Raw genomic sequence first — 21,839 nt, 5'->3', positions numbered from 1 at the left:
TTCTGACCGAAAAGGTCACTTGCACGGCAAAAGCCGACTTGTTAGGAGGTGATGTTTACATCACGGCGCGTATCCCGCCCTGCCCTAGGCAAACCAGCGATACAACAACTCCCCCATTATGACAAACCGTCCTCTATTTCTTAAAACGGTTTGATTGAACAAAATTTAAAGGAAATAAAATGCCTGCTATTCGTGTTAAAGAGAATGAACCATTTGAAGTTGCCATGCGTCGTTTCAAACGTGCCGTAGAAAAAACCGGTCTGTTGACCGAACTGCGCGCCCGTGAAGCGTACGAAAAACCAACTACTGAACGCAAACGCAAAAAAGCTGCTGCAGCCAAACGTCTGCAAAAACGTCTGCGCAGCCAACAACTGCCTCCTAAAATGTACTAATTACAGGCCTGCCCTGTGATAAACGACACACCGCAAGGGCAGCTTTGTGGTGTGTTTTGTTTTTTCAGGCGGCCTCTTTATATAAAGTGAGAACATTATGAGCCTAAAAACACAATTAACCGAAGACATGAAAACTGCCATGCGCGCCAAAGACCAAGTGTCTTTAAGCACCATTCGCCTGATTAATGCCGCCATCAAACAATTTGAAGTAGATGAGCGTACCGAAGCCGATGACGCAAAAGTCATCTCCATCCTGACCAAAATGGTGAAACAACGCAAAGACAGTGCCAAAATCTATACCGAAGCCAGCCGTCAAGATTTGGCTGACAAAGAAAACGCGGAAATCGAAATCCTCAACCGCTACCTGCCCCAAATGATGTCTGCAGAAGAAATCAAAACTGTCGTTGAAGCAACTATTGCAGAAACCGGTGCATCAGGCATGGCAGATATGGGTAAAGTCATGGGCGTACTGAAAACCCGCCTGACCGGAAAAGCCGACATGGGCGAAGTCAACAAGGTTTTGAAAGCCGCATTGACTGCTTAATCATCAATAATCAAAAAGGCCGTCTGAAATATTATTTTCAGACGGCCTTTCTTATTGTGCTCATCAAGCAGCAGTTACTTTACCTTCATGACGCAACAAAGTAATCAAATCGCTGATACGTTTTTTCATGGAACGGCGATCGACAATTTGGTCGATTGCGCCCTTCTCCAACAAAAATTCTGCACGTTGGAAACCTTCCGGCAAGGTTTCGCGTACAGTCTGCTCGATAACGCGCGGACCTGCAAAACCAATCAGAGCATTCGGTTCTGCCAAAACCACATCACCCAAGAAGGCAAAGCTGGCAGATACGCCGCCCATGGTCGGGTCGGTCAATACGGAAATAAACGGCAGACGTTTTTCAGTCAGCAAATGCAAAGCCGCGCTGGTTTTCGTCATCTGCATCAAAGAGTTCAAACCCTCCTGCATACGCGCACCACCGGAAGCCGCCACGCAAATAAACGAACAATTATCTGCAACAGCACGGCGTACACCCTGAACGAAACGCTCACCCACGACCGAACCCATAGAGCCGCCGATAAAACGGAATTCAAACGCAGCCACCACGACAGGCAGGCCGTTCATGGTGCCTTTCATAACAACCAAAGCATCGTCTTCGCCGGTTGCTTTGCGCGCAGCAGCAAGGCGATCCGGATATTTTTTGCTGTCTTTAAATTTCAGCGGGTCTGTCGGTTTAATATTGGCTGCAATCTCTTCACGGCCTTCTTCATCCAAAAGCAGGTCCAAACGTTCGCGCGCAGAAAGCGGATTGTGATGATTACATTTCGGGCAGACTTCGCTGTTTTGTTTCAACTCGGTTGAGTAAACCGTTGCCGAACAAGACGGACATTTGTGCCACAGACCTTCAGGGACGCTGGACGAACTGCTTCGGTTTTTAATTTTCGGAGGAAGAATTTTATCTAGCCAGCTCATGAATGACTCCTTAGGATTCAGAATTTAGACGGCCAGTTAAACGTAAGGCCGTCTGAAATAATGGAATAAAAAATATTAGCGAATCGCGTCTTTCAACTCTTTAACCAACGCACCTACTGCTTCGGCCTCGCTACCCGCATGGCTTTCAATCTCTTTGACGATACGGCTGCCGACAATAACGGCATCCGCTACCGCACCAATTTTACGCGCATTCTCCGCATTATTGATGCCGAAGCCGACACCAATCGGAATATCGATGTATTTGCGCAAAAGCTCTATTTTACGCGAAACTTCTTCAGTATCCAAACTTGCAGCACCGGTTACACCTTTGAGCGATACATAATACACAAAACCGCCGGCTACTTTGGCAATCGTTTGAATACGCTCCTCAGTTGTTGTTGGCGCAATAAGGAAAATACAATCAATACCTTGCGCTTTCAACGAGTCATGCAAAGGCGCAATGGTTTCTACCGGAGAATCCACGGTCAACACGCCATCTACGCCTGCCTCGGCAGCCGCTTGCGCAAACGCCTGATAACCCATTTTATGTACCGGGTTCAAGTAACCCATTAACACAACCGGCGTTTTATCATTGGTTTGGCGGAACAAGCGTACTGTTTCCAATACATCGCGCAAAGAAACATGATTTGCCAACGCCCTTTCAGCCGCACGTTGAATAGTCGGGCCATCCGCCATAGGGTCAGAAAACGGCACACCTAGTTCCAAAATATCAGCACCATTAGCCACCAGGCTATGCATCAATGCCAAGGTTGTCTCAAGGCTGGGATCACCCACCGTAATATAAGGAATCAGTGCTTTTGCGCCATTGAGCGCTGAGAAAGTTTGTTGGATTCTGCTCATTTTCTGCTATCCATTTCATCGATTTGAATGTTGTCCGGCAGCCTGTTTATTCTGCCGTTACATTTGTTTTAAAAACCTCAGTCTGCCATGAAAAGGCGGTATCTATCCGCATTATCTAATGACTGGTTCTTTCCAATCGGCAAACAAGAGGCTAAGTATAACATTTACGGCTATTTCATAGAATCATTTGCAATCAAGATTCTGATATTTTGAAAGCAATATAAAACAATAAAGGCCGTCTGAAAATCATTCAAACAGCCTTTATTAGAATCAATTATGCAAATCTTTGTATGCCTTCGCACTTTTGATCAGAATTTTCTTATCGATTATAGCTCGACATGGTGATTTTGTTGTTCAGAACCAAGATGACGCTCCAAATCAGACAAAATCTGCATCAGACCATGACGGACTTCTTCTGCATTGGCAGCAGGATTGCCGTTTGCATCCAAAGCACCACGGCTGAACGTATCGATATATGGTTCAAACGTATCTTTCAGTTTCAACAACTTAACCACATCTGAACGCGTATATCGATCGCCACCGTATCCAATCACAACATTATTTTCATGTTGCCATTGGGCAAACTGAGCCGGACTGATTTGCACCAATTGGCACATTTCATCCAACGTAAAATAACGCTTGGCAGGAATAACCGGATTATTGTTGTTTGTCATAGTAATGCTCCACCATGCCTTTAAGTTTTTGGCTGGCATGGAAAGTTACCACACGGCGTGCGGTAATCGGCACTTCTTCGCCTGTTTTAGGGTTACGACCTGGGCGTTGAGGTTTGTCGCGCAATTGGAAATTACCGAAACCGGAAATTTTAATTTCTTCACCACGCGCCAAAGTGCTGCGGATTTCTTCAAAAAAGAGCTCGACGATTTCTTTGGCATCATTCTTGGTGACGTTGCTGACTTTGTCGACCAAAATATCAGCCAATTCTGCTTTAGTTAGTGTCATGTGTTTACCTTCATTCAAACTGGTGCAATTATTACCAAAATTCTTTTAAAAATCAAGTCTTCACCAAAAAATCAAATATTATTGGCAATTTTTGGCGACAACTTTTATCTTAATTTTAAGCGCGAAGCTGTGCGTCTTTTTCGGCTGCCGCTTTAATCATTTTCGCAACCAAAGGCTCGATGACTTCATCTGTCAGCGTGTTTTCCATATCCTGCAAAATAATTTTAACAGCAACGCTCTTCATGCCTTCAGGCACACCCGTACCGCGGTAAACGTCAAACACGCTGATTTCTTGAACCAGCTTGTTCGCCGCCGCTTTCAGGGCATTTAACAAATCATCATGCGTCACAGCTTCAGGCATTACAAATGCCAAATCTCGGCGTGCAGCTTGGAATTTGGATACAGACTGATAACGGGTTTTCTCACGACCCAATACAGTATCCATATCGATTTCAAATACCAGCGGCGCTTGTGGCAAATCATATTTTTGCAGCCATTTCGGATGCAACTCGCCAACAAAACCAACTACTTTGCCGTCTGAAACAATATTGGCGGCACGACCAGGATGCAATGCCGGATGTTCGGTCTTAACAAAGGATACTTCCTTGTTTTTCAAAAGGCTCTCAACATCGGCTTTCATATCGTAGAAATCCACGTTGCGTGTTTTCTCGCCCCATTGCTCAGGCAGCACGGAGCCATACCACAAACCGCCGATACGTTCGTTTTGAACAAATTGATCAGCCGAATCTTTGCTGAACACACGGGCAATCTCAAATACGCGTACACGGTTTTGCTTACGATTCAAATTGTTTTGCAAAACTTCCACCAAACCGCCGATAAGCGTAGAACGCATGACGGCATACTGCGCCGCCAACGGATTTTGCAGGCGGATAGGATTGGTATTGGCAGCAAAGTCTTGCTCCCATTGCTCATCCACAAACGCATAGCTGACCACTTCGCGGTAACCGCGAGCCGCCATTTCGTTATAAACCGCAAAACGAGGGCGTTTGGTTTCAGGCAAGGCCAACATTTTCAGACGGCCTGAAGTATAGTCGTCAGGAATATTCTCATAACCGTAAACGCGGCCGATTTCTTCAATCAAATCGGCTTCGATTTCGATGTCGAAACGGAAGCTAGGAGAAGTAACACGGAAGCCTTCTTCGGTTTTCTCAGGCTGCAAACCCAAGTGTTGCAAGATAATTTCGACTTGCTCGGCAGGGATTTCAACGCCCAATACCGTTTTCAGACGGCCTAAACGCAATTCGACCTGTTTTGCCTCGGGCAATTTGCCTTGTGCTTCAACCATTTCACCGGCTGCACCACCGCAAATCTGCAACACCAATTCGGTAGCACGCTCAATGGCATCAGCTTGCAAGCGGTAATCCACACCACGCTCAAAACGGAAAGAAGAATCCGAACCAAAACCGTATTGACGGGATTTACCCGCAATAATCTCCGGAGCAAACCAAGCAGCTTCCAGTACGATATTTTGCGTGTCATCTGAAACCGCGCTTGCCTCGCCGCCCATCAAGCCGGCCAAGCTCAACGCACCTTTTTCATCAGCGACCACCAGTGTATTGTCAGCCAAAGTAACCGTCTTCTCGTTCAGACACGCCAAAGTCTCGCCATTTTGAGCACGGCGGACAATCAAACTGCCTGACAGCTTGTCAGCATCGAAAACATGCATAGGCTGACCGATTTCCAGCATCACATAGTTGCCGATGTCCACCAATGCGGAAATGCTGCGGATACCGCTGCGTTCCAAACGTTGTTTCATCCAATCGGGAGTAGCCGCTTTCGCATTGACATTTTCAATAACGCGACTGATAAAACGGCCGCAGTCGGCCGGTGCGTCAATACGGACAGCCTGTTTTTTCTCACTGCCGATAAAGGCCGTCTGAATTTCAACAGGCCTAAACGCACATTGAGTCAACGCAGAAACCTCACGCGCAATACCCTTAACGCTCAAGCAATCAGCGCGGTTAGGCGTAATTTTCAACGTAAACAGCGTATCGTCCAAATCCAAGTATTCACGGATATTGGCACCGACAGGCGCATCTTCAGGCAGAATGTGCAGACCGTCTACACCATCATCAGGCAAACCCAGTTCATTGGTCGAACACAGCATACCGTTTGATGGTACGCCGCGCATTTTAGTCGGCTTAATTTTAAAGTTACCCGGCAAAACGGCACCCGGCAACGAACACGGCACTTTAATACCCGGCTTGACATTTGGCGCACCACAAACAATCTGAACCAACTCGCCCGTACCGGCATCAACTTGGGTAACGTTCAAACGGTCTGCATCAGGATGTTTTTCAACAGATTTTACTTCGGCAACAACCACGCCACTGAAAGCAGGGGCGGCAGTATCGATTTCTTCCACTTCCAAACCGGCCATGGTCAAAAGATGTTCCAGTTTATCGGCAGAAAGATCAGGATTGGCTTGAGTTTTCAGCCACGAATAAGGAAATTGCATATTATTTTCTCTACTATCAGGCCGTCTGAAACAAATTTTTATCAGACGAAATCAGTAATATCTATTCACTTTTCAGACGGCCTATCAAAAGACCATCTGAAATTTATTTAAACTGCTTCAAGAAGTTCAAATCGTTATCGAAGAACAAGCGCAGGTCATTGACGTTGTAGCGCAACATGGCAAAACGGTCGAGACCGATACCGAAAGCGAAACCGGTATATTTTTCAGGGTCGATATTCACATTTTTCAACACGTTAGGATGTACCATACCGCAACCACCTACTTCCAACCATTTGCCATTCTCACCCATAATGTCGATTTCGGCAGAAGGCTCAGTAAACGGGAAGAAAGACGGACGGAAACGTACTTGCAGGTCATCGCGTTCAAAGAAGCGACGGATAAAGTCAGTGAACACTGCTTTCAAATCGGCAAAAGTGACACCCTCTTCTACCCACAAACCTTCGGCCTGATGGAACATAGGCGAGTGAGTGGCATCACTGTCCACACGGTAAACACGGCCGGGAGCAATAATACGGATAGGCGGCTCTTTTTTGTCGAGCATATAGCGGATTTGAATAGGCGAAGTGTGTGTGCGTAAAACGTCTCCGTTTTCAACATAGAAGGTATCTTGCATCGCACGCGCGGGGTGATTTGCAGGAATATTCAAGGCTTGGAAATTGTGGAAATCGTCTTCGATTTCAGGGCCGTCCGCCACTTCAAAACCCATACCGTGAAACAGCTCAACCACACGTTGCAAAGTCAAAGTCACTGGGTGCAAACCGCCATGCTCTTGTGCACGGCCCGGCAAAGTAATATCCAAGGCTTCTGCAGCCAATTGGGCTTGCAGCTTGGCTTCATTCAGGGCATCGCGTTTGGCATTAAAAGCCGTCTGAAACTGATTTTTGCATTCATTGATGTGCGCGCCTATGGTTTTACGCTCTTCAGGAGACATTTGACCCAAAGTTTTCAAAAGTCCGGTCAATTCGCCGGTTTTACCAAGATAGCGTGCTTTAATTTGTTCTAAGGCATTGAAGTCTTGCGCGGCTTCAATAGCGGCAATACCTTCTGCAACGATACGGTTTACATTTTCCATGGTGGTTTATCGTCTGTTTGTTGATGGCAGGCCGTCTGAAACAACAAAGCCGTCTGTTGGATTTGATTACAAACCCGTTCAGACGGCCTTTTGTCTTACTGCGGCCAATCCGTTTGATAAGAGAGGCCTATTTTATCGCAAATTAGTATAAAAAAATAGAGTTTAAAGAAAGAAAATCAACTACATAGGATTTCTTTAAGAAAAGAAAAAAGGAAGCATAAGCTTCCTTTTTAAATAATCTTATCGAATTAAGCAGCCAAAGCAGCTTTAGCTTTTTCAACCAATTGTGCAAATGCAGCTTTGTCGAATACAGCCAAATCAGCCAATACTTTACGGTCGATTTCGATAGCAGCGCGTTTCAGGCCGTTCATGAATTTGCTGTAAGACAGACCATTTTCACGAGCACCTGCGTTGATACGAACGATCCACAGTTGACGGAATTGACGTTTGCGTTGGCGACGGTCACGGTATGCGTATTGACCGGCTTTCATTACCGCTTGTTTGGCAACACGGTAAACGTTTTTACGACGACCGCGGTAGCCTTTGGCTAACGCGAAGACTTTTTGGTGACGAGCACGAGCGGTAACACCGCGTTTTACGCGTGGCATATTTTAAACTCCTTAAGCGTAGGGCAACATTTTAGCAACAGAAGCCAAATCGCGTGAATCCACCATAGCGGTGCCGCGCAATTGACGTTTAGTTTTAGTGGTTTTTTTGGTCAGGATGTGACTTTTGAACGCATGACCGCGTTTTACACCACCGTTACCCAGTACTTTAAAGCGTTTTTTCGCGCTAGACTTGGTTTTCATTTTAGGCATTGGAAAACTCCATTCGTTATTAGATAAGGTATAAGGGGTTTTGAAATAAATTTCAAACACTTGGAACCCAAAATACCACGGTTTTTGCCGCTAATTAAACCTTATTCCGAGCGGCAATCGAAATAAGCCTTGCATTATAGCTTTATTTTTTCTTAGGCGCAATCATCATCACCATTTGGCGGCCTTCCATTTTAGGGAAGGACTCGATTTGCGCCACTTCAGCCAACTCTTCTTTTACGCGTTCAAGCAGTTGGGCGCCCAATTGTTGGTGGGCCATCTCGCGACCGCGGAAACGCAATGTCACTTTGACTTTGTCACCATCGGCAAGGAAGCGGTTGATGTTGCGCATCTTGATTTGATAGTCGCCTTCATCAGTACCCGGACGGAATTTAATTTCCTTGATTTGTACCTGCTTTTGGTTTTTCTTAGCTTCGTCGCGCTTTTTGGCTTGTTGGTATTTGTATTTACCGTAATCCATCAGTTTGCATACGGGCGGTTTGGCAGTCGGGGAAATTTCTACCAAATCGACATCTTGCTCTTCGGCCATAGCCAAAGCTTCACGAACTGAAACGACACCAAGCTGATCGCCTGACTCACTGATTAATCGCACTTCTTTGGCGGTAATTTCACCATTGATTCGTGCTTCGCGTTCTTGAGCGATGATGAATACTCCTATAAAAATTAATGATTGACGAGGGCGTCAGTGATTTCTTGCTGCAATTGTGCAATAAAATCATCTACATTCAAAGAACCCAAGTCTTCTGCTTTGCGGCGTACCGCAACTTTGTTTTCTTGTTTCTCTTTATCGCCGACAACGATTTGATAAGGGAAACGGTATTGGCTGTTGTCACGGATTTTGTAACCGATTTTTTCGTTACGCAAATCCAATTCGACACGGAAGCCTGCTGCCTGTAATTTAGCAGCCACTTCGCGACAATAATCTGCTTGGTTTTCGGTGATATTCATAATCACCATTTGAACCGGAGCAAGCCACAATGGGAATGAGCCTGCATGGTTTTCAATCAGAATACCGATGAAGCGCTCCAATGAACCCAAAATAGCACGGTGCAACATTACAGGACGCGCACGGTCGTTGTTTTCTGTTACATATTCTGCATTCAAACGCTCCGGCAATACGAAGTCCAACTGCAGGGTACCGCACTGCCAAGAGCGACCCAAGGCATCTTTGACATGGTACTCAATCTTAGGACCATAGAATGCACCTTCGCCAGGCAACTCTTCCCACTCTACGCCGCAAGCAGTCAATGCGTCACGCAGGCCTTGTTCGGCTTTATCCCAAACTTCGTCAGAACCTGCACGTTGTTCAGGACGGAGGGACAACTTCACAGCAACATCATGGAAGCCGAATTGTTTGTAAATGCGAACCAGCAATTCATTGAATGCGCGTGCCTCATCAACGATTTGATCTTCGGCACAGAAGATATGCGCATCATCTTGCACAAAACCGCGAACACGCATCAGACCGTGCAACGCACCGCTTGGTTCATTGCGGTGGCAAGAACCGAACTCAGCCAAACGCATTGGCAAATCGCGATATGAGCGCAAGCCGTTATTAAAAATTTGTACATGACCCGGACAGTTCATCGGTTTAACCGCGTATTCGCGTTTTTCGGAACTGGTCACGAACATATTGTCTTTATAGTTTTCCCAGTGGCCGGATTTTTCCCAGAAGGTTTTATCCATAATCTGAGGCGTTTTCACCTCTTTATAACCGGCAGCATTCAGCTCTTTGCGCATGTGCTGCTCAATCACTTGCCACAAAGCCCAGCCTTTAGGATGCCAGAACACCATGCCCGGCGCCTCATCTTGCAGGTGGAACAAATCCAATTGTTTACCCAGCTTACGGTGGTCGCGTTTTTCCGCTTCCTCGATGCGTTGGATATATGCTTTTAATTCGTCTTTACTTGCCCAGGCTGTACCGTAAATACGTTGCAGCATTTCATTGTTGCTGTCGCCGCGCCAGTATGCGCCTGCCAGTTTGGTCAGCTTGAAGTTTTTCAAGAAACGGGTATTGGGAACATGAGGACCGCGGCACATATCGACGTATTCTTGATGATGATACATACCCATTGCTTCCACTTCAGGCATGTCTTCAATCAGACGCAATTTGTACTCTTCGCCGCGATCTTGGAAAATTTTGATGGTTTCTGCACGGGGCGTCATCACTTTAACGACGTCATAGTCTTGTGCAATCAATTCTTTCATGCGCGCTTCGATGGCGGCTACATCATCAGGCGTAAATGGTTTTTCAGTTGCAATATCGTAATAGAACCCGTCTTCAATGACCGGGCCGATAACCATTTTGGCATCAGGGTAGAGCTGCTTGACCGCATGACCGACCAAGTGCGCACAGGAGTGGCGGATAATTTCCACACCTTCTTTGTCTTTAGGCGTAATGATTTGAACGTGGGCATCTTCGGTAATCGGATCGCAAGCATCCACCAATTTACCGTTAACCTTGCCCGCTACCGTTGCCTTTGCCAAACCTGCACCGATAGACGCTGCAATTTGCGCCACGGTAACGGGTGATTCATATTGGCGGACCGAACCGTCCGGCAAGGTAATGTTCAACATCAGAAAGCTCCAAAACATTAAAAAATAACGGCATAAAGCCGTTATGGAAATTTGGTAGGCACAATTGGACTCGAACCAACGACCCCCACCATGTCAAGGTGGTGCTCTAACCAACTGAGCTATGTGCCTTCATCTAAGTCGCTTATTGTAACGAAGCGTGTTCCCTTTTGCAAGCATCTGTAAATACTTTTCAGACGGCCTGGATATTTTTGTTTGATTTATGCCTCATTTTTTATTTCTTCTATTATTCAGGCCGTCTGAAGCATTGTTTTGACAAAGATAAAATCCAGCCGTCAACCAACGAAAAATCCTTTATAATCTGCCCTTTCATTTCGCACACACGCGAACGTCCAATCTATTATTACTATGCTCAAATTTACCTTACACAAAAAAGATGGTCATGCCCGACGCGGCACTTTGGAACTGAACCACGGCAAAATCGAAACGCCTGTATTTATGCCGGTCGGCACTTACGGTTCGGTCAAAGCGATGAACCCGCAAAACCTGCATGACATCAAAGCACAAATCATCTTAGGCAACACTTACCATCTGTGGCTACGCCCAGGCTTGGAAGTCATCGAACAATTCGGCGGCCTGCACGAATTTATCGGTTGGGACAAGCCGATTTTGACCGACTCGGGCGGCTTCCAAGTATTCTCGTTGTCCGACATGCGCAAGCTGACCGAAGAAGGCTGTACATTCCAAAGCCCGATCAACGGCGACAAACTATTCCTCTCGCCCGAAGTGTCGATGAAAATCCAAACCGTATTGAATTCCGACATCGTGATGCAGTTGGACGAGTGCACTCCTGGCGAAGCAACACACAGCCAAGCGCAAAAATCGCTGCAAATGAGCCTGCGCTGGGCGGAGCGAAGCAAAAAGGCTTTTGAAGACCTGAAAAACCCAAATGCCCTGTTTGGCATTGTACAAGGCGCAATGTATGAAGATTTGCGCGAAGAATCGCTGAAAGGTTTGGAAGAGCTCGACTTCCCCGGCTTGGCCATCGGCGGCTTGTCCGTTGGCGAACCCAAGCCCGAAATGTACCGCATGTTGCGCTCCGTCGGCCCTATCCTGCCGGAACACAAGCCACATTATTTGATGGGCGTCGGCACGCCTGAAGACTTGGTGTACGGCGTGGCACACGGCGTGGATATGTTCGACTGCGTCATGCCCACCCGCAATGCGCGTAACGGCTGGCTGTTTACCCGTTTTGGCGATTTGAAAATCAAAAACGCCAAACACAAACTCGACAAGCGTCCGATTGATGAAAGCTGCACCTGCTACGCCTGTCAGAATTTCAGCCGCTCCTACCTGCACCACCTGCACCGAGTCGGCGAAATCTTGGGCGCACAGCTCAACACCATCCACAATCTACACTTCTACCAAGTCATCATGGCAGAAATGCGCGAAGCCATCGAACAAGGCAAATTTGCCGATTGGCAGGCGCAATTCCATGAAAACCGCGCCCGTGGTGTGGATTAATCCTTTTAAAGGCCGTCTGAAACCAGGTTTTGAGTCAAACTGCTTTTCAGACGGCCTCAATATTCTTCATTAATAAAGCACAATCATGTCCCGTTTCCATACCGAACCGGCCCTAGCCTATACCGCACAAAACCGTACCGCCGTCCTGCTGCTCAACCTCGGCACGCCCGACGCACCCACTGCTGCCGCAGTCAAGCCTTACTTGAAAGAATTTCTGTCTGATCAACGCGTTGTCGAATTACCCAAGCTCTTATGGCAACCGATATTGCGCGGCTTGGTATTGACCTTTCGCCCCAAAAAAAGCGCGCATGCCTATGAGAAAGTTTGGTTTAAAGAAGGTTCGCCGCTTGAGGTTTACACACACCGCCAAGCAGAAGCCCTGGCCAAACATTTGCCCGATGTCATCGTCCGTCATGCCATGACTTACGGCAACCCGAGCGTTGCCGACGTTTTGGCGGAACTCAAAGCCCAAGGCGTGGGCAAATTGCTGGTCATCCCGCTTTATCCTCAATATGCCGGCTCTTCCACCGGCGCGGCTTTGGACAAAGTGTTTCAAGAATTATTGCTGCAACGCAACCAAATGAGCATCCGCACCGTCTCCCGTTATTACGACGATGCCGCTTATATTCAAGCCATGAAGCAGCATATTGAAGCCTATTGGGCCCAAAACGGACGCGGCGAAAAACTGATGTTGAGTTTCCACGGCATTCCGCAAAAGCATCATGACGACGGCGACCCCTATCCTGACGAGTGCCACCATACCGCCAAACTGCTCGCGCAGGCATTGGGCTTGTCCGAACAAGAATACATCGTTTCTTTCCAAAGCCAGTTTGGCAAATCCCAATGGGTCAAGCCCAGCACACAAGCCCTGTTTGATGAACTTCCGAAACAAGGCACGACCAAACTCGACGTCTTCTGCCCCGGTTTCATGGCCGACTGCCTCGAAACCATGGAAGAAATCGCCATTATGGGACGCGAACAATTCCACGCCGCCGGCGGCAAAGAATACCGTTACATCCCCTGCCTCAACGATTCCGCCGACTGGATTACCGCACTTGCCCAATTAAGCCGGGCCAATCTGCAAGGCTGGATTTGACCTAAACCAAAGGCCGTCTGAAAAATCCACTTTCAGACGGCCTTTAGCGTTATCATCAAGTTATTCAAACGCAAACCAAGCGTGTAGCCATCAAAAACACTACTCAAAAAGGAACACATCATGACTGCACTCCGCCCTATCCTGCTCCTCCTGACCGCACTCAGCCTCCCAACCGCTTTTGCCGCTGATGCCACGCTGATGAGCAAAGGACAAAAGATTTACGAAACCAACTGCGCCGCCTGCCACGGCAAAAAGGGCGAAGGCCGTGGCGCCATGTTCCCGCCACTGTTCCAGTCCGACTATATCAACAAAAAACCGCAAGTCCTGTTGCAAAGCATGACCAAGGGCATCAACGGCCCGATTAAAGTGAACGGCAAACCTTACAACGGCTTCATGCCTTCTACCGCCATCAATGATGCCGATGTTGCCGCCGTCGCCACTTACATCATGAACGCCTTTAATAATGGCGGCGGTACGATTACTGAAGCAGATGTCAAAAAATCTCACGGGAAAAAATAAAACGTCTCTCCCCTAAAGGCCGTCTGAACATTTCAGACGGCCTTTTCTGTACGACACATTTTGTTTCTATGTATATGGTTACGCAACATCAACAAACATACGCAAAAAACCGTCAAACCAAAAAAAGCATATGCGTTTTGTGTTAAAGTAAACATTATTTATCGGCTGTTTTGCGTCCAGGCCGTCTGAAAGGTTTTATCTTATGAACTTTTTCCGCAAGACTGTTTTATTTTTAGTCGTCCTCTCCATATTTGCCGCCTGCGGCTCCTTTATTTCCCAATACGTTTTGGGCATGAACCCATGCGTATTGTGCATCCTGCAACGCTTGTGCGTATTGGGTGTCGGGCTGTTGGCCATTGTTACGGCGTTCAGTTCTCAATCTTCCAAATTTGCCCGTTCGCTCTCGGCATTGTTGATTGCTGCTCCGGCCGTCTACGGCGCCGGTGTCGCCGCCTATCAAATTTGGTTGCAAAGCCTGCCGCCCGGCACCGCCCCTTCTTGCGGCGCACCTTGGACCTTCCGTCTGCGCGACTGGCCTTTGTTCGATTGGTTTGAACCCATCGTCCGCGGCTTTGGCAACTGCGCCGAGCCGGACTATCTATTCGGCGTCGCCCTGCCGGTGTGGAGTGTTTTATATTTCAGCTTCGTCGTATTGCTGCTGCTTTGGGCTTGGTTGAAAACCAGAAAAATCTGATTGGTTTCAATATAAAAAGGCCGTCTGAAATTTCAGACGGCCTTTTGTTCTTTAAACCATTAGTCCAGATTCAACACGGCAGAAGTGTAAACGTCTTGTACGTCGTCCAAATCTTCCAATGCATCAATCAGTTTTTGCATTTTAACCGCATCTTCACCGCTCAACTCGGTTTCGTTTTGAGCACGCATGGTAACGTCGCCGTCAACAGATTTGTAGCCTGCAGCTTCCAAAGCCGCTTTCACGCCTGCCCAGTCGTTCGGCGCGGTAATCACTTCGATGGAACCGTCGTCGTTGGTGATCACGTCTTCCGCACCGGCTTCCAAAGCTGCTTCCATCAGCGCATCCTCGTCAACGCCCGGTTCAAACACCAAATAGCCTTGATGAACGAAGTTGAACGCTACGCAGCCGTCGGTACCCAAGTTACCGCCGTTTTTAGTGAACGCGTGACGCACATCGGCAACGGTACGGGTTTTGTTGTCGGTCAGACAGTCCACCATCAAAGCCGCGCCGCCGATGCCGTAGCCTTCGTAACGCAACTCGATGTATTCCACGCCTTCCAGATTGCCCGTACCTTTATCGATGGCACGTTGCACGTTGTCTTTAGGCATATTGTTTTCGGCGGCTTTTTCCAAAGCCAGGCGCAGGCGCGGGTTTGCGCCGGGATCGCCGCCGCCCATGCGGGCAGCAACGGTAATTTCTTTAATCAGACGGGTGAAGATTTTGCCGCGTTTGGCATCTTGTCGGGCTTTTTTGTGTTGGATATTTGCCCACTTACTATGACCTGCCATATTGATTCCTTTCGTTTTTTCACGCGCTGAGGCGGGATGTGCTTTATTTGTAAGGCGTGCATTTTATCATAAGTTGCCTTTACCCAAAATATTCAGACGGCCCGAATATTTGCAAAAACAGGCCGTCTGAAAAACAAAGAATCTTTTTTAAAGATGCATATTTGCGGCAAACCTTTGTCAGTTTTCCGTTTTAATTCACGAAGGTTTACGGTATGATGACAAAATCGGTCAGGATTGTTAACAACTTAACCGGTATTAAACGGCAAAACGGCCTGCTCGCCCTTGTTGCCAACCGCGAAAATGAACGGGAGTAGTTGCCCGTATCATTTTCTTTTTATTTGTTTTTCTTAAAGGTTATATTATGGAAGAAATATTGTCTGCTCTGGTGGGTGCAGTCAATCTGGTTCTTTGGGACTACCTGCTGATTTATGCCTTAATCGGTATCGGCCTGTTTTTTACCCTGTACTTGGGCGCGCCGCAAGTGACCAAATTGGGGACGGGTTTCAAATCTGTTTTCGGCGGCTTGTTCAGCAAAAAAGACAAAGACCACGAAGGCAAATCCCTGTCTCAATTTCAAGCGCTTGCTGTGGCGATTTCCGCGCAAATCGGTACCGGTAACGTTGCCGGTGTCGCCACTGCGATTACCGCCGGCGGCCCGGGTGCCATTTTTTGGATGTGGCTGTCTGCCATTTTGGGCATGTCCACCATTTTTGCAGAAGCCGTTTTGGCGCAAAAATACCGCGTGGTCAGCCACGGCAAATACATCGGCGGCCCTGCGTTTTACATCACGCACGGCCTGACCCCGAAAATCGGCCGGGGCGCGGCACGTTTCCTGTCCGGCTTTTTCTCCATTGCCTTGATTATCGCGCTGGGCTTCATCGGTAACGCGACCCAATCCAACTCCATCGCTTCGGCCATGAATTTGGCTTTCGATATTCCTCCGATGGCTGTCGGCATTGCTTTGGCGGTATTCGCCGGCCTGATCATCATCGGCGGCATCAACCGCATTGCCGGTATCGCGCAATTTGTCGTGCCGTTTATGGCGGTGATTTACATCTTGTGTGCCGTAATTATTTTGTTCAAATTCTCCGACCACATCATCCCGATGTTCCACAGTATCTTTGTTGCTGCCTTCAATCCTGAAGCAGTATTGGGCGGTGCGGCCGGTATCGGTATGCGCGAAGCTGTCCGCTTCGGCGTGGCACGCGGCCTGTTTTCCAATGAGGCCGGTATGGGTTCGACTCCGCACGCTCATGCGACCGCCAACGTCAAACACCCTGTGCAACAAGGTATGGCCGCGTTTATCGGTATCTTTATCGATACGCTGATGGTCTGCACGGCAACCGCGCTGATTATCCTGCTGACCGACGCTAACTTGTCTGGCGAAACTGGCGCGGCGGTTACCCAACTGGCGTTTAATAAAGCCTTCCCTGGTTTCGGTTCGCAACTGCTCGCCGTCTGTCTGACCTTCTTCGCCTTTACCACCATCATCGGCTGGTACTACTTCGGCGAATCCAATATCCGCTTCCTGTTCCGCGGCAAACACTTGGGCATCTACCGCGTGCTGGTTTTGGTGGCCATCGTATTGGGTACATTGGGCAAAGTGGATTTGGTTTGGAGTATGTCCGATATGTTCAACGGCTTTATGGTCTTGCCGAACTTAATCGCCCTCTTCCTGCTACGTAAGGAAATCCGTGCGGTTTACGATGATTATCTGGCACAAACCAAAGCCGGCAAAGAGTTGACCTACAACTATGAATTCCACGAATTCCACGACAAAAACCCAGGTTGACGACAAACAAAAACCTCTCAGTCAAACTGAGAGGTTTTTTATTTCAGGCCGTCTGAAACTACAATACATAAAAATAAATGCTGATAAATTGCGTCAAACTACCTGCCAAGACAAACAAGTGCCAGATACCGTGGCCGTGGCGGATTTTCGTATCGTTGATAAACCAATAAATCCCCGAGCTATACAATACACCGCCCAACACCAGCCAAAATAATCCACCGGCCGAAAGCGACTGTATCAGCGGCCATACCGCCACTACAATCAGCCAGCCCATCAACACATAAATCACCATCGACAACAACCGCTTCTCGCTTTTACGCCCAATCGTCAGCTCCTGAATAATGCCCAGCAAAGCCAGTCCCCACGACACGCCGAAAAGCGACCAACCCCAACCGCCCTGCAGGGTAATCAGCGTAAACGGCGTATAGCTGCCTGCAATCAAAAGATAAATCATGCAATGATCGACCTTTTGCAAAATCGCCTTGGCCTTCGGCTGCGGAATACTGTGGTATAAGGTTGAGCCCAAATACAGAAGCAGCAGGCAGACTCCATAAGTCAGTGCACCGGCAATCCGATAGCCGTCCGCCGATTCCACCGCTTTCACCAGCATCAGCACCAAGGCCGCCACTGCCAACAAGAAACCGGCCAAATGGCTGTACGCATTAAATCTCTCGCCGTGATACATAAACCATTCTCATTTCTAAAAAACCAAAGTGTACGCGAAGACAGGCGCTTCGTCAGAGAAATCGGGTTAAAAATAAGTTAAAGCGCAAAGGCCGTCTGAAAACACACTCGGGCAATATAACAAAAACATCTTTGCAACAAACAAACCATTCTTTCCCTTTTTCAGACGGCCTCACTAAAGTATCGGCTATCGCCAAGATTGCAAAGTAGAGAAAAAATGTCCATCCAAAACCACCACCTCGACTGGCTCGAAGCCGAGTCTATCTACATCATCCGCGAAGTGATTGCCAACGCCCAAAACCCGGCCCTGCTGTTTTCCGGCGGCAAAGACTCCGTCGTCTTGCTGGCGCTTGCCGTCAAAGCCTTCCAAATCGAAGGCCGTCCGCTGAAGCTGCCGTTCAAACTCCTGCACGTCGATACCGGCCACAACTACCCCGAAGTCATCCGGTTCCGCGACGACACGGTCGCACGCACCGGCGTACAACTTGTGGTCGGCAGCGTAGAAGAGTCCATCCGCAAAGGCAGCGTCGTCTTACGCCGCGAAACTGATTCGCGCAACGCCGCCCAAGCCGTTACACTGGTTGAAACCATTGAAGAACAAGGCTTTGATGCACTGATGGGCGGCGCGCGCCGCGATGAAGAAAAAGCGCGCGCCAAAGAACGCATCTTCTCTTTCCGCGACGAGTTCGGCCAATGGGATCCTAAAAACCAACGTCCTGAATTATGGTCGCTCTACAATACGCGCCTGTTCCAAGGCGAAAACATGCGCGTGTTCCCGATTTCCAACTGGACGGAATTGGATATCTGGCAATACATCGCACGCGAAAAACTCGCCCTGCCGCCGATTTATTACACCCACAAACGCGAAGTTGTCGAACGAAACGGCCTGCTCGTTCCCGTTACCCCGTTGACCCCCAAACGCGAAGGCGAAGTTGCCCAAATCCGCGATGTCCGCTTCCGCACCGTCGGCGATATTTCCTGCACCTGCCCGGTTGCCAGCACTGCCGCCACGCCCGAAGACATCATTGCCGAAACCGCCGCCGCAACCATTTCCGAACGCAGCGCCACGCGCATGGATGACCGCGTATCGGAAGCGGCAATGGAAGAGCGCAAAAAACAAGGCTATTTCTAAACCGTTTTTTCAGACGGCCTATATATTTCAAACCCGAACAACACGGCAAAGCCATCCGCCCCTGCCGTGTTGTTTGCTTTATTATTCTTGCAAATATCATTTAACAACAAAAGCTTAATCAATCATCCTTACAAAGCAACAAACAATAAAACATAAACAAACATGGTATAATAAACACTTGCAGGTAGAGATTTAGACAAAAATCTCAGGCCGTCTGAAGGAGGAGAAACATGAATCGACGCGTTTATATCGTACATGGCTTTGAAGGCAATCCGCACGGCAACTGGTTTGACTGGCTTTGCGCCCAAATCAAAAGCACCGGCACACAAGCAATCTCCCTCGCCATGCCCAATCCCGACAAACCAAGCACGACTGCGTGGCAGTTTACCCTTGACCAGCACATCGGCAAGCCCGATGCCCATACCTTCCTAGTCGGCCACAGCCTCGGCTGCATTACCCTCCTTCATTTCCTCAGCCGCCAACAGCCGCAAAAAATCGGCGGCCTGCTGCTTGCCGCAGGTTTTGCCGATACGCTGCCGCCCCTACCCGCGCTTGATGCCTACATTAAAGCAGCGTCCCCCGATTTCGACATCCTGCGCAAAATCGACATGCCCAAACACTGTCTGGTTTCCGACAATGACACCCATGTTCCGCCTGAACTGACTTTGGACATGGCGGCCAAACTTAAAAGCCCTGTTACCCATATCCCCGAAGGCGGCCATTTGATGGCTTCGGACGGCTTTACCCAACTGCCGCAGGCTTGGGAAGCGCTGAAATCCATGTTGACCGACTAAACACACACTCTAATCCGGTTTTCAGACGGCCTTGTATGCCTCCCCTCCCCATGACAGGCCGTCTGAACGACAATAAAAAACAACCTGCCCTTTCAAGCAGGTTGTTTCTTTTTATGCCTTATTGACGGCAAATCTAATATTGCACCGTCCATTCAATCTCACCACCGGCCCTCATCGGTACAAGCTCGCCATCGCCGTAAGATACGCTGGCAGGAACGGTTTGCGTTTGTTTGACCAATGTGATGGTATCGGAATTTTCAGGCAGACCGTAGAAACGTGGGCCGTTTTTAGAAGCAAAGGCTTCCAGTTTATCCAACGCGCCTGCTTTCTCAAACACTTCAGCATAAAGCTCGATGGCGGTCATCGCGCTGAACATACCGGCGCAACCGCAAGCATTTTCTTTGGCAGTTTTGGCATGTGGCGCAGAGTCCGTGCCGAGGAAGAATTTGTGTGCCTTATCACCGGTAACGGCAGCAACCAAAGCCTGACGGTGGGTTTCACGTTTGAGTACAGGCAGGCAGAAATGATGAGGACGCACGCCGCCGACCAAAAGGTCGTTGCGGTTGAGCAGCAAGTGTTGCGGCGTCACGGACGCGGCCACATTATCGCCTGCTTCCAATACCAGTCGGGCGGCTTCGGCAGTGGTGATGTGTTCAAACACTACTTTAAGATTCGGCACTTGTGCCAAAACCGGCTTCATCACGCGCTCGATAAAGGCGGCCTCACGGTCGAAAATATCGATTTCAGGATCAGTGACTTCGCCGTGAACCAAGAACAAAATGCCCTGTTTCGCCATTTCTTCCAACACGGGAATCAGTTTGAACAGGTCGGTTACGCCGGAATCAGAATTGGTGGTCGCGCCTGCCGGATAGAGTTTGAAAGCCACAATACCGGCAGCCTTAGCCTCACGCACGAGTTCGGGAGTGGCGTTGTCGGTCAAATAAAGCGTCATCAACGGCTGGAAGGTGCTGCCTTCCGGCAGGGCGGCCATAATGCGCACTTTGTAGGCTTGGGCATCGGCAACGCTGACGACGGGCGGTTTGAGGTTGGGCATAATAACCGCGCGGCCCATTTGTCGGGCGGTGTACGGGGCAACGGCTTTGAGCGCGTCGCCGTCGCGCAGGTGTAAGTGCATATCGTCGGGGCGGATGATGGTCAGGGTTTGCATAACTTACTTTCGAGTGGTTTGGTTTGATAATGTTCAGACGGCCTTTATTCGGCGGAATGGTTTCTATTAATTTGATGTTTCAATCGTCAACCGGTCTAAGGCAAAACGGCGGCCTTATTGTCGTAAGAATGATGGGTCAAATAAAAAACAGCCTGTACCGGAAAATGCTCGAACGACGTTGTTTTGACGGTCAGCAAGGTTTCTTTCGGACTGCCGGACGCGCGCCATGCGTAGGAAATCTGACGCATGGGCAACGGGGCTTCCGACAAATTATCGGCACGCAATTCAGCGTTCAAACCTTGCGGCGGATTTTCTGCCAAAGCCAAAAATTGTTTGAAAATCAGATGGTCATTGGCTTTGGCCGTACGCACGCTGCAACTGTCTTCGGTCAGGCTCAAATAATAATCTGCGCCGTTTACCGTTTTCTTCCAAATGCTCAATGCCTCCAAATCCATCATTCCGGCAGGCAAATCGGCCATATCTTTTTTCGACAATAAAACCAGTTTGTTGGCATTGGCGAACTCGCCGACAATGGCGGCATCGCCGTCTGCAGCCACACAGCTTTGGCGGAACAAGTCGGTTACATTTTGGGCATAATCGGCAGCGTTCTGCGGCGAAACACTTTCATTGCCGCATGCACTCAGGCAAACAGCCAATACGACGGCAGACAACGCGACGGCTTTAGACATTTCAGACGGCCTTTATTTGTGTTTCAACACCAGCTTGAACACGCCGTCGGCCTCGCTCGATTCCAACAAAACATGTCCGGTCTGACGGCAAAACGCTTCAAAATCGCCGGGCGCGCCGCCATCGGTGGCCAATACGGTCAGCACTTCGCCCTCCTGCATTTGCGCCAAAGCTTTTTTTGCACGCAAAATCGGCAACGGGCATTTCAAACCGATGACATCCAGAGTTTGTGTATTCATGATGAAAACTCGTCATATTAATCAGAATTAACGTCAATTATACCGCACTTACTTGCACCCCACCCTGCAAGCCCATAAAATAAAGCCGTTTT

General features: G+C 48.7%; 24 protein-coding genes and 1 tRNA gene. 9 read left to right on the top strand and 16 right to left on the bottom strand.

Annotated elements, in window-relative coordinates; all coding sequences use genetic code 11:
• Positions 1 to 179: 179 nt before the first annotated feature.
• Together rpsU and ACTHSN_RS01165 are read left to right on the top strand one after the other, a co-directional pair.
• Complete coding sequence (gene rpsU / locus ACTHSN_RS01170; protein WP_003680926.1) at positions 180 to 392, top strand: 30S ribosomal protein S21; 213 nt, start codon at positions 180 to 182, stop codon at positions 390 to 392.
• A 97-nt stretch (positions 393 to 489) separates the two neighbouring features.
• Positions 490 to 936 carry a GatB/YqeY domain-containing protein gene (locus tag ACTHSN_RS01165; protein WP_070461441.1) on the top strand — a complete coding sequence of 149 codons (447 nt, stop codon included), beginning with the start codon at positions 490 to 492 and terminating at the stop codon, positions 934 to 936.
• Positions 937 to 999: 63 nt separating this feature from the next.
• Here ACTHSN_RS01165 and accD read toward each other — a convergent pair whose 3' ends face one another.
• From accD to ACTHSN_RS01110, 11 genes are all read right to left on the bottom strand, one after another.
• Entirely contained in the window at positions 1,000 to 1,866 is an 867-nt protein-coding gene (accD, locus tag ACTHSN_RS01160; RefSeq protein ID WP_070461440.1) for an acetyl-CoA carboxylase, carboxyltransferase subunit beta, read from the bottom strand.
• Between the two features lie 75 nt (positions 1,867 to 1,941).
• The gene (trpA, locus tag ACTHSN_RS01155; protein ID WP_070461439.1) at positions 1,942 to 2,727 is read right to left on the bottom strand and encodes a tryptophan synthase subunit alpha; all 786 of its coding nucleotides are present in this window, start codon (positions 2,725 to 2,727) and stop codon (positions 1,942 to 1,944) included.
• A 326-nt stretch (positions 2,728 to 3,053) separates the two neighbouring features.
• Positions 3,054 to 3,401, bottom strand: coding sequence for a hypothetical protein (locus ACTHSN_RS01150; protein ID WP_063076401.1), 348 nt, complete (start codon positions 3,399 to 3,401; stop codon positions 3,054 to 3,056).
• A complete protein-coding gene (locus ACTHSN_RS01145) occupies positions 3,385 to 3,687 on the bottom strand; it encodes an integration host factor subunit alpha (RefSeq protein ID WP_003680933.1) in 303 nt (100 codons plus the stop codon). The genes ACTHSN_RS01150 and ACTHSN_RS01145 overlap by 17 nt, the downstream gene beginning before the upstream one ends.
• Positions 3,688 to 3,802: 115 nt before the next feature.
• Positions 3,803 to 6,166 carry a phenylalanine--tRNA ligase subunit beta gene (gene pheT / locus ACTHSN_RS01140; RefSeq protein ID WP_107768813.1) on the bottom strand — a complete coding sequence of 788 codons (2,364 nt, stop codon included), beginning with the start codon at positions 6,164 to 6,166 and terminating at the stop codon, positions 3,803 to 3,805.
• Positions 6,167 to 6,269: 103 nt separating this feature from the next.
• Complete coding sequence (gene pheS / locus ACTHSN_RS01135; RefSeq protein ID WP_003683075.1) at positions 6,270 to 7,259, bottom strand: phenylalanine--tRNA ligase subunit alpha; 990 nt, start codon at positions 7,257 to 7,259, stop codon at positions 6,270 to 6,272.
• Positions 7,260 to 7,507: 248 nt separating this feature from the next.
• The gene (gene rplT, locus ACTHSN_RS01130; protein ID WP_003675502.1) at positions 7,508 to 7,867 is read right to left on the bottom strand and encodes a 50S ribosomal protein L20; all 360 of its coding nucleotides are present in this window, start codon (positions 7,865 to 7,867) and stop codon (positions 7,508 to 7,510) included.
• A 12-nt stretch (positions 7,868 to 7,879) separates the two neighbouring features.
• Entirely contained in the window at positions 7,880 to 8,077 is a 198-nt protein-coding gene (rpmI, locus tag ACTHSN_RS01125; protein ID WP_003675505.1) for a 50S ribosomal protein L35, read from the bottom strand.
• Positions 8,078 to 8,219: 142 nt separating this feature from the next.
• Entirely contained in the window at positions 8,220 to 8,741 is a 522-nt protein-coding gene (gene infC, locus ACTHSN_RS01120) for a translation initiation factor IF-3 (RefSeq protein WP_079453677.1), read from the bottom strand.
• Positions 8,742 to 8,758: 17 nt separating this feature from the next.
• Positions 8,759 to 10,672, bottom strand: coding sequence for a threonine--tRNA ligase (thrS, locus tag ACTHSN_RS01115; protein ID WP_049322757.1), 1,914 nt, complete (start codon positions 10,670 to 10,672; stop codon positions 8,759 to 8,761).
• 52 nt (positions 10,673 to 10,724) lie between these two features.
• Positions 10,725 to 10,801, bottom strand: a tRNA-Val gene (locus tag ACTHSN_RS01110).
• Positions 10,802 to 11,038: 237 nt separating this feature from the next.
• On the opposite strand from ACTHSN_RS01110, the gene tgt reads away from it, so the two are divergent.
• From tgt to ACTHSN_RS01090, 4 genes are all read left to right on the top strand, one after another.
• Positions 11,039 to 12,154, top strand: coding sequence for a tRNA guanosine(34) transglycosylase Tgt (gene tgt, locus ACTHSN_RS01105; protein WP_049322745.1), 1,116 nt, complete (start codon positions 11,039 to 11,041; stop codon positions 12,152 to 12,154).
• An 85-nt stretch (positions 12,155 to 12,239) separates the two neighbouring features.
• Positions 12,240 to 13,250, top strand: a complete 1,011-nt coding sequence (gene hemH / locus ACTHSN_RS01100) for a ferrochelatase (RefSeq protein ID WP_049322744.1) — start codon at positions 12,240 to 12,242, stop codon at positions 13,248 to 13,250.
• A 120-nt stretch (positions 13,251 to 13,370) separates the two neighbouring features.
• Positions 13,371 to 13,769, top strand: a complete 399-nt coding sequence (locus ACTHSN_RS01095; RefSeq protein ID WP_003745956.1) for a c-type cytochrome — start codon at positions 13,371 to 13,373, stop codon at positions 13,767 to 13,769.
• Positions 13,770 to 13,971: 202 nt separating this feature from the next.
• Positions 13,972 to 14,463 carry a disulfide bond formation protein B gene (locus ACTHSN_RS01090; protein ID WP_049322743.1) on the top strand — a complete coding sequence of 164 codons (492 nt, stop codon included), beginning with the start codon at positions 13,972 to 13,974 and terminating at the stop codon, positions 14,461 to 14,463.
• Between the two features lie 59 nt (positions 14,464 to 14,522).
• On the opposite strand, the gene ACTHSN_RS01085 is transcribed toward ACTHSN_RS01090, so the two are convergent.
• A complete protein-coding gene (locus ACTHSN_RS01085) occupies positions 14,523 to 15,251 on the bottom strand; it encodes a YebC/PmpR family DNA-binding transcriptional regulator (RefSeq protein WP_003745951.1) in 729 nt (242 codons plus the stop codon).
• Positions 15,252 to 15,612: 361 nt separating this feature from the next.
• On the opposite strand from ACTHSN_RS01085, the gene ACTHSN_RS01080 reads away from it, so the two are divergent.
• Positions 15,613 to 17,043: an alanine/glycine:cation symporter family protein gene (locus ACTHSN_RS01080; protein ID WP_049322742.1), complete on the top strand. Its 1,431-nt coding sequence runs from the start codon at positions 15,613 to 15,615 to the stop codon at positions 17,041 to 17,043.
• A 58-nt stretch (positions 17,044 to 17,101) separates the two neighbouring features.
• Here the strand turns inward: ACTHSN_RS01080 and trhA are convergent, their stop codons facing one another.
• Positions 17,102 to 17,728 carry a PAQR family membrane homeostasis protein TrhA gene (gene trhA / locus ACTHSN_RS01075; protein WP_049322741.1) on the bottom strand — a complete coding sequence of 209 codons (627 nt, stop codon included), beginning with the start codon at positions 17,726 to 17,728 and terminating at the stop codon, positions 17,102 to 17,104.
• Positions 17,729 to 17,944: 216 nt separating this feature from the next.
• Here trhA and cysD point away from each other — a divergent pair, with 216 nt between their 5' ends.
• Positions 17,945 to 18,859 carry a sulfate adenylyltransferase subunit CysD gene (gene cysD, locus ACTHSN_RS01070; RefSeq protein ID WP_199903852.1) on the top strand — a complete coding sequence of 305 codons (915 nt, stop codon included), beginning with the start codon at positions 17,945 to 17,947 and terminating at the stop codon, positions 18,857 to 18,859.
• A 230-nt stretch (positions 18,860 to 19,089) separates the two neighbouring features.
• Positions 19,090 to 19,653, top strand: a complete 564-nt coding sequence (locus tag ACTHSN_RS01065) for an RBBP9/YdeN family alpha/beta hydrolase (RefSeq protein ID WP_107768822.1) — start codon at positions 19,090 to 19,092, stop codon at positions 19,651 to 19,653.
• A gap of 133 nt (positions 19,654 to 19,786) precedes the next feature.
• Here ACTHSN_RS01065 and pyrC read toward each other — a convergent pair whose 3' ends face one another.
• From pyrC to ACTHSN_RS01050, 3 genes are all read right to left on the bottom strand, one after another.
• Positions 19,787 to 20,821 (bottom strand): dihydroorotase, encoded by a 1,035-nt coding sequence (pyrC, locus tag ACTHSN_RS01060; RefSeq protein ID WP_440365012.1) that lies wholly within the window; start codon positions 20,819 to 20,821, stop codon positions 19,787 to 19,789.
• Between the two features lie 95 nt (positions 20,822 to 20,916).
• Positions 20,917 to 21,510: an NMCC_0638 family (lipo)protein gene (locus tag ACTHSN_RS01055; RefSeq protein WP_070461428.1), complete on the bottom strand. Its 594-nt coding sequence runs from the start codon at positions 21,508 to 21,510 to the stop codon at positions 20,917 to 20,919.
• Between the two features lie 12 nt (positions 21,511 to 21,522).
• Complete coding sequence (locus tag ACTHSN_RS01050) at positions 21,523 to 21,747, bottom strand: sulfurtransferase TusA family protein (protein ID WP_003681929.1); 225 nt, start codon at positions 21,745 to 21,747, stop codon at positions 21,523 to 21,525.
• Positions 21,748 to 21,839: the final 92 nt, after the last annotated feature.

This window comes from Neisseria sp. P0009.S010, from assembly GCF_051958545.1.
GTDB classification, from domain to species: domain Bacteria; phylum Pseudomonadota; class Gammaproteobacteria; order Burkholderiales; family Neisseriaceae; genus Neisseria; species Neisseria subflava_A.
The sequence above is the reverse complement of the archived record's forward strand: the minus strand, read 5'-3'. Positions and strand labels throughout refer to the sequence as shown.

Coding starts and splice junctions, on each gene's coding strand:
- rplT (WP_003675502.1), bottom strand. CDS start 7,867: ATGCCACGCGTAAAACGCGGTGTTACCGCTCGTGCTCGTCACCAAAAA.
- ACTHSN_RS01055 (WP_070461428.1), bottom strand. CDS start 21,510: ATGTCTAAAGCCGTCGCGTTGTCTGCCGTCGTATTGGCTGTTTGCCTG.
- ACTHSN_RS01050 (WP_003681929.1), bottom strand. CDS start 21,747: ATGAATACACAAACTCTGGATGTCATCGGTTTGAAATGCCCGTTGCCG.
- trpA (WP_070461439.1), bottom strand. CDS start 2,727: ATGAGCAGAATCCAACAAACTTTCTCAGCGCTCAATGGCGCAAAAGCA.
- tgt (WP_049322745.1), top strand. CDS start 11,039: ATGCTCAAATTTACCTTACACAAAAAAGATGGTCATGCCCGACGCGGC.
- hemH (WP_049322744.1), top strand. CDS start 12,240: ATGTCCCGTTTCCATACCGAACCGGCCCTAGCCTATACCGCACAAAAC.
- ACTHSN_RS01065 (WP_107768822.1), top strand. CDS start 19,090: ATGAATCGACGCGTTTATATCGTACATGGCTTTGAAGGCAATCCGCAC.
- ACTHSN_RS01150 (WP_063076401.1), bottom strand. CDS start 3,401: ATGACAAACAACAATAATCCGGTTATTCCTGCCAAGCGTTATTTTACG.
- ACTHSN_RS01095 (WP_003745956.1), top strand. CDS start 13,371: ATGACTGCACTCCGCCCTATCCTGCTCCTCCTGACCGCACTCAGCCTC.
- trhA (WP_049322741.1), bottom strand. CDS start 17,728: ATGTATCACGGCGAGAGATTTAATGCGTACAGCCATTTGGCCGGTTTC.
- ACTHSN_RS01145 (WP_003680933.1), bottom strand. CDS start 3,687: ATGACACTAACTAAAGCAGAATTGGCTGATATTTTGGTCGACAAAGTC.
- pheS (WP_003683075.1), bottom strand. CDS start 7,259: ATGGAAAATGTAAACCGTATCGTTGCAGAAGGTATTGCCGCTATTGAA.
- cysD (WP_199903852.1), top strand. CDS start 17,945: ATGTCCATCCAAAACCACCACCTCGACTGGCTCGAAGCCGAGTCTATC.
- ACTHSN_RS01080 (WP_049322742.1), top strand. CDS start 15,613: ATGGAAGAAATATTGTCTGCTCTGGTGGGTGCAGTCAATCTGGTTCTT.
- rpsU (WP_003680926.1), top strand. CDS start 180: ATGCCTGCTATTCGTGTTAAAGAGAATGAACCATTTGAAGTTGCCATG.
- pheT (WP_107768813.1), bottom strand. CDS start 6,166: ATGCAATTTCCTTATTCGTGGCTGAAAACTCAAGCCAATCCTGATCTT.
- ACTHSN_RS01085 (WP_003745951.1), bottom strand. CDS start 15,251: ATGGCAGGTCATAGTAAGTGGGCAAATATCCAACACAAAAAAGCCCGA.
- thrS (WP_049322757.1), bottom strand. CDS start 10,672: ATGTTGAACATTACCTTGCCGGACGGTTCGGTCCGCCAATATGAATCA.
- accD (WP_070461440.1), bottom strand. CDS start 1,866: ATGAGCTGGCTAGATAAAATTCTTCCTCCGAAAATTAAAAACCGAAGC.
- ACTHSN_RS01090 (WP_049322743.1), top strand. CDS start 13,972: ATGAACTTTTTCCGCAAGACTGTTTTATTTTTAGTCGTCCTCTCCATA.
- ACTHSN_RS01165 (WP_070461441.1), top strand. CDS start 490: ATGAGCCTAAAAACACAATTAACCGAAGACATGAAAACTGCCATGCGC.
- rpmI (WP_003675505.1), bottom strand. CDS start 8,077: ATGCCTAAAATGAAAACCAAGTCTAGCGCGAAAAAACGCTTTAAAGTA.
- pyrC (WP_440365012.1), bottom strand. CDS start 20,821: ATGCAAACCCTGACCATCATCCGCCCCGACGATATGCACTTACACCTG.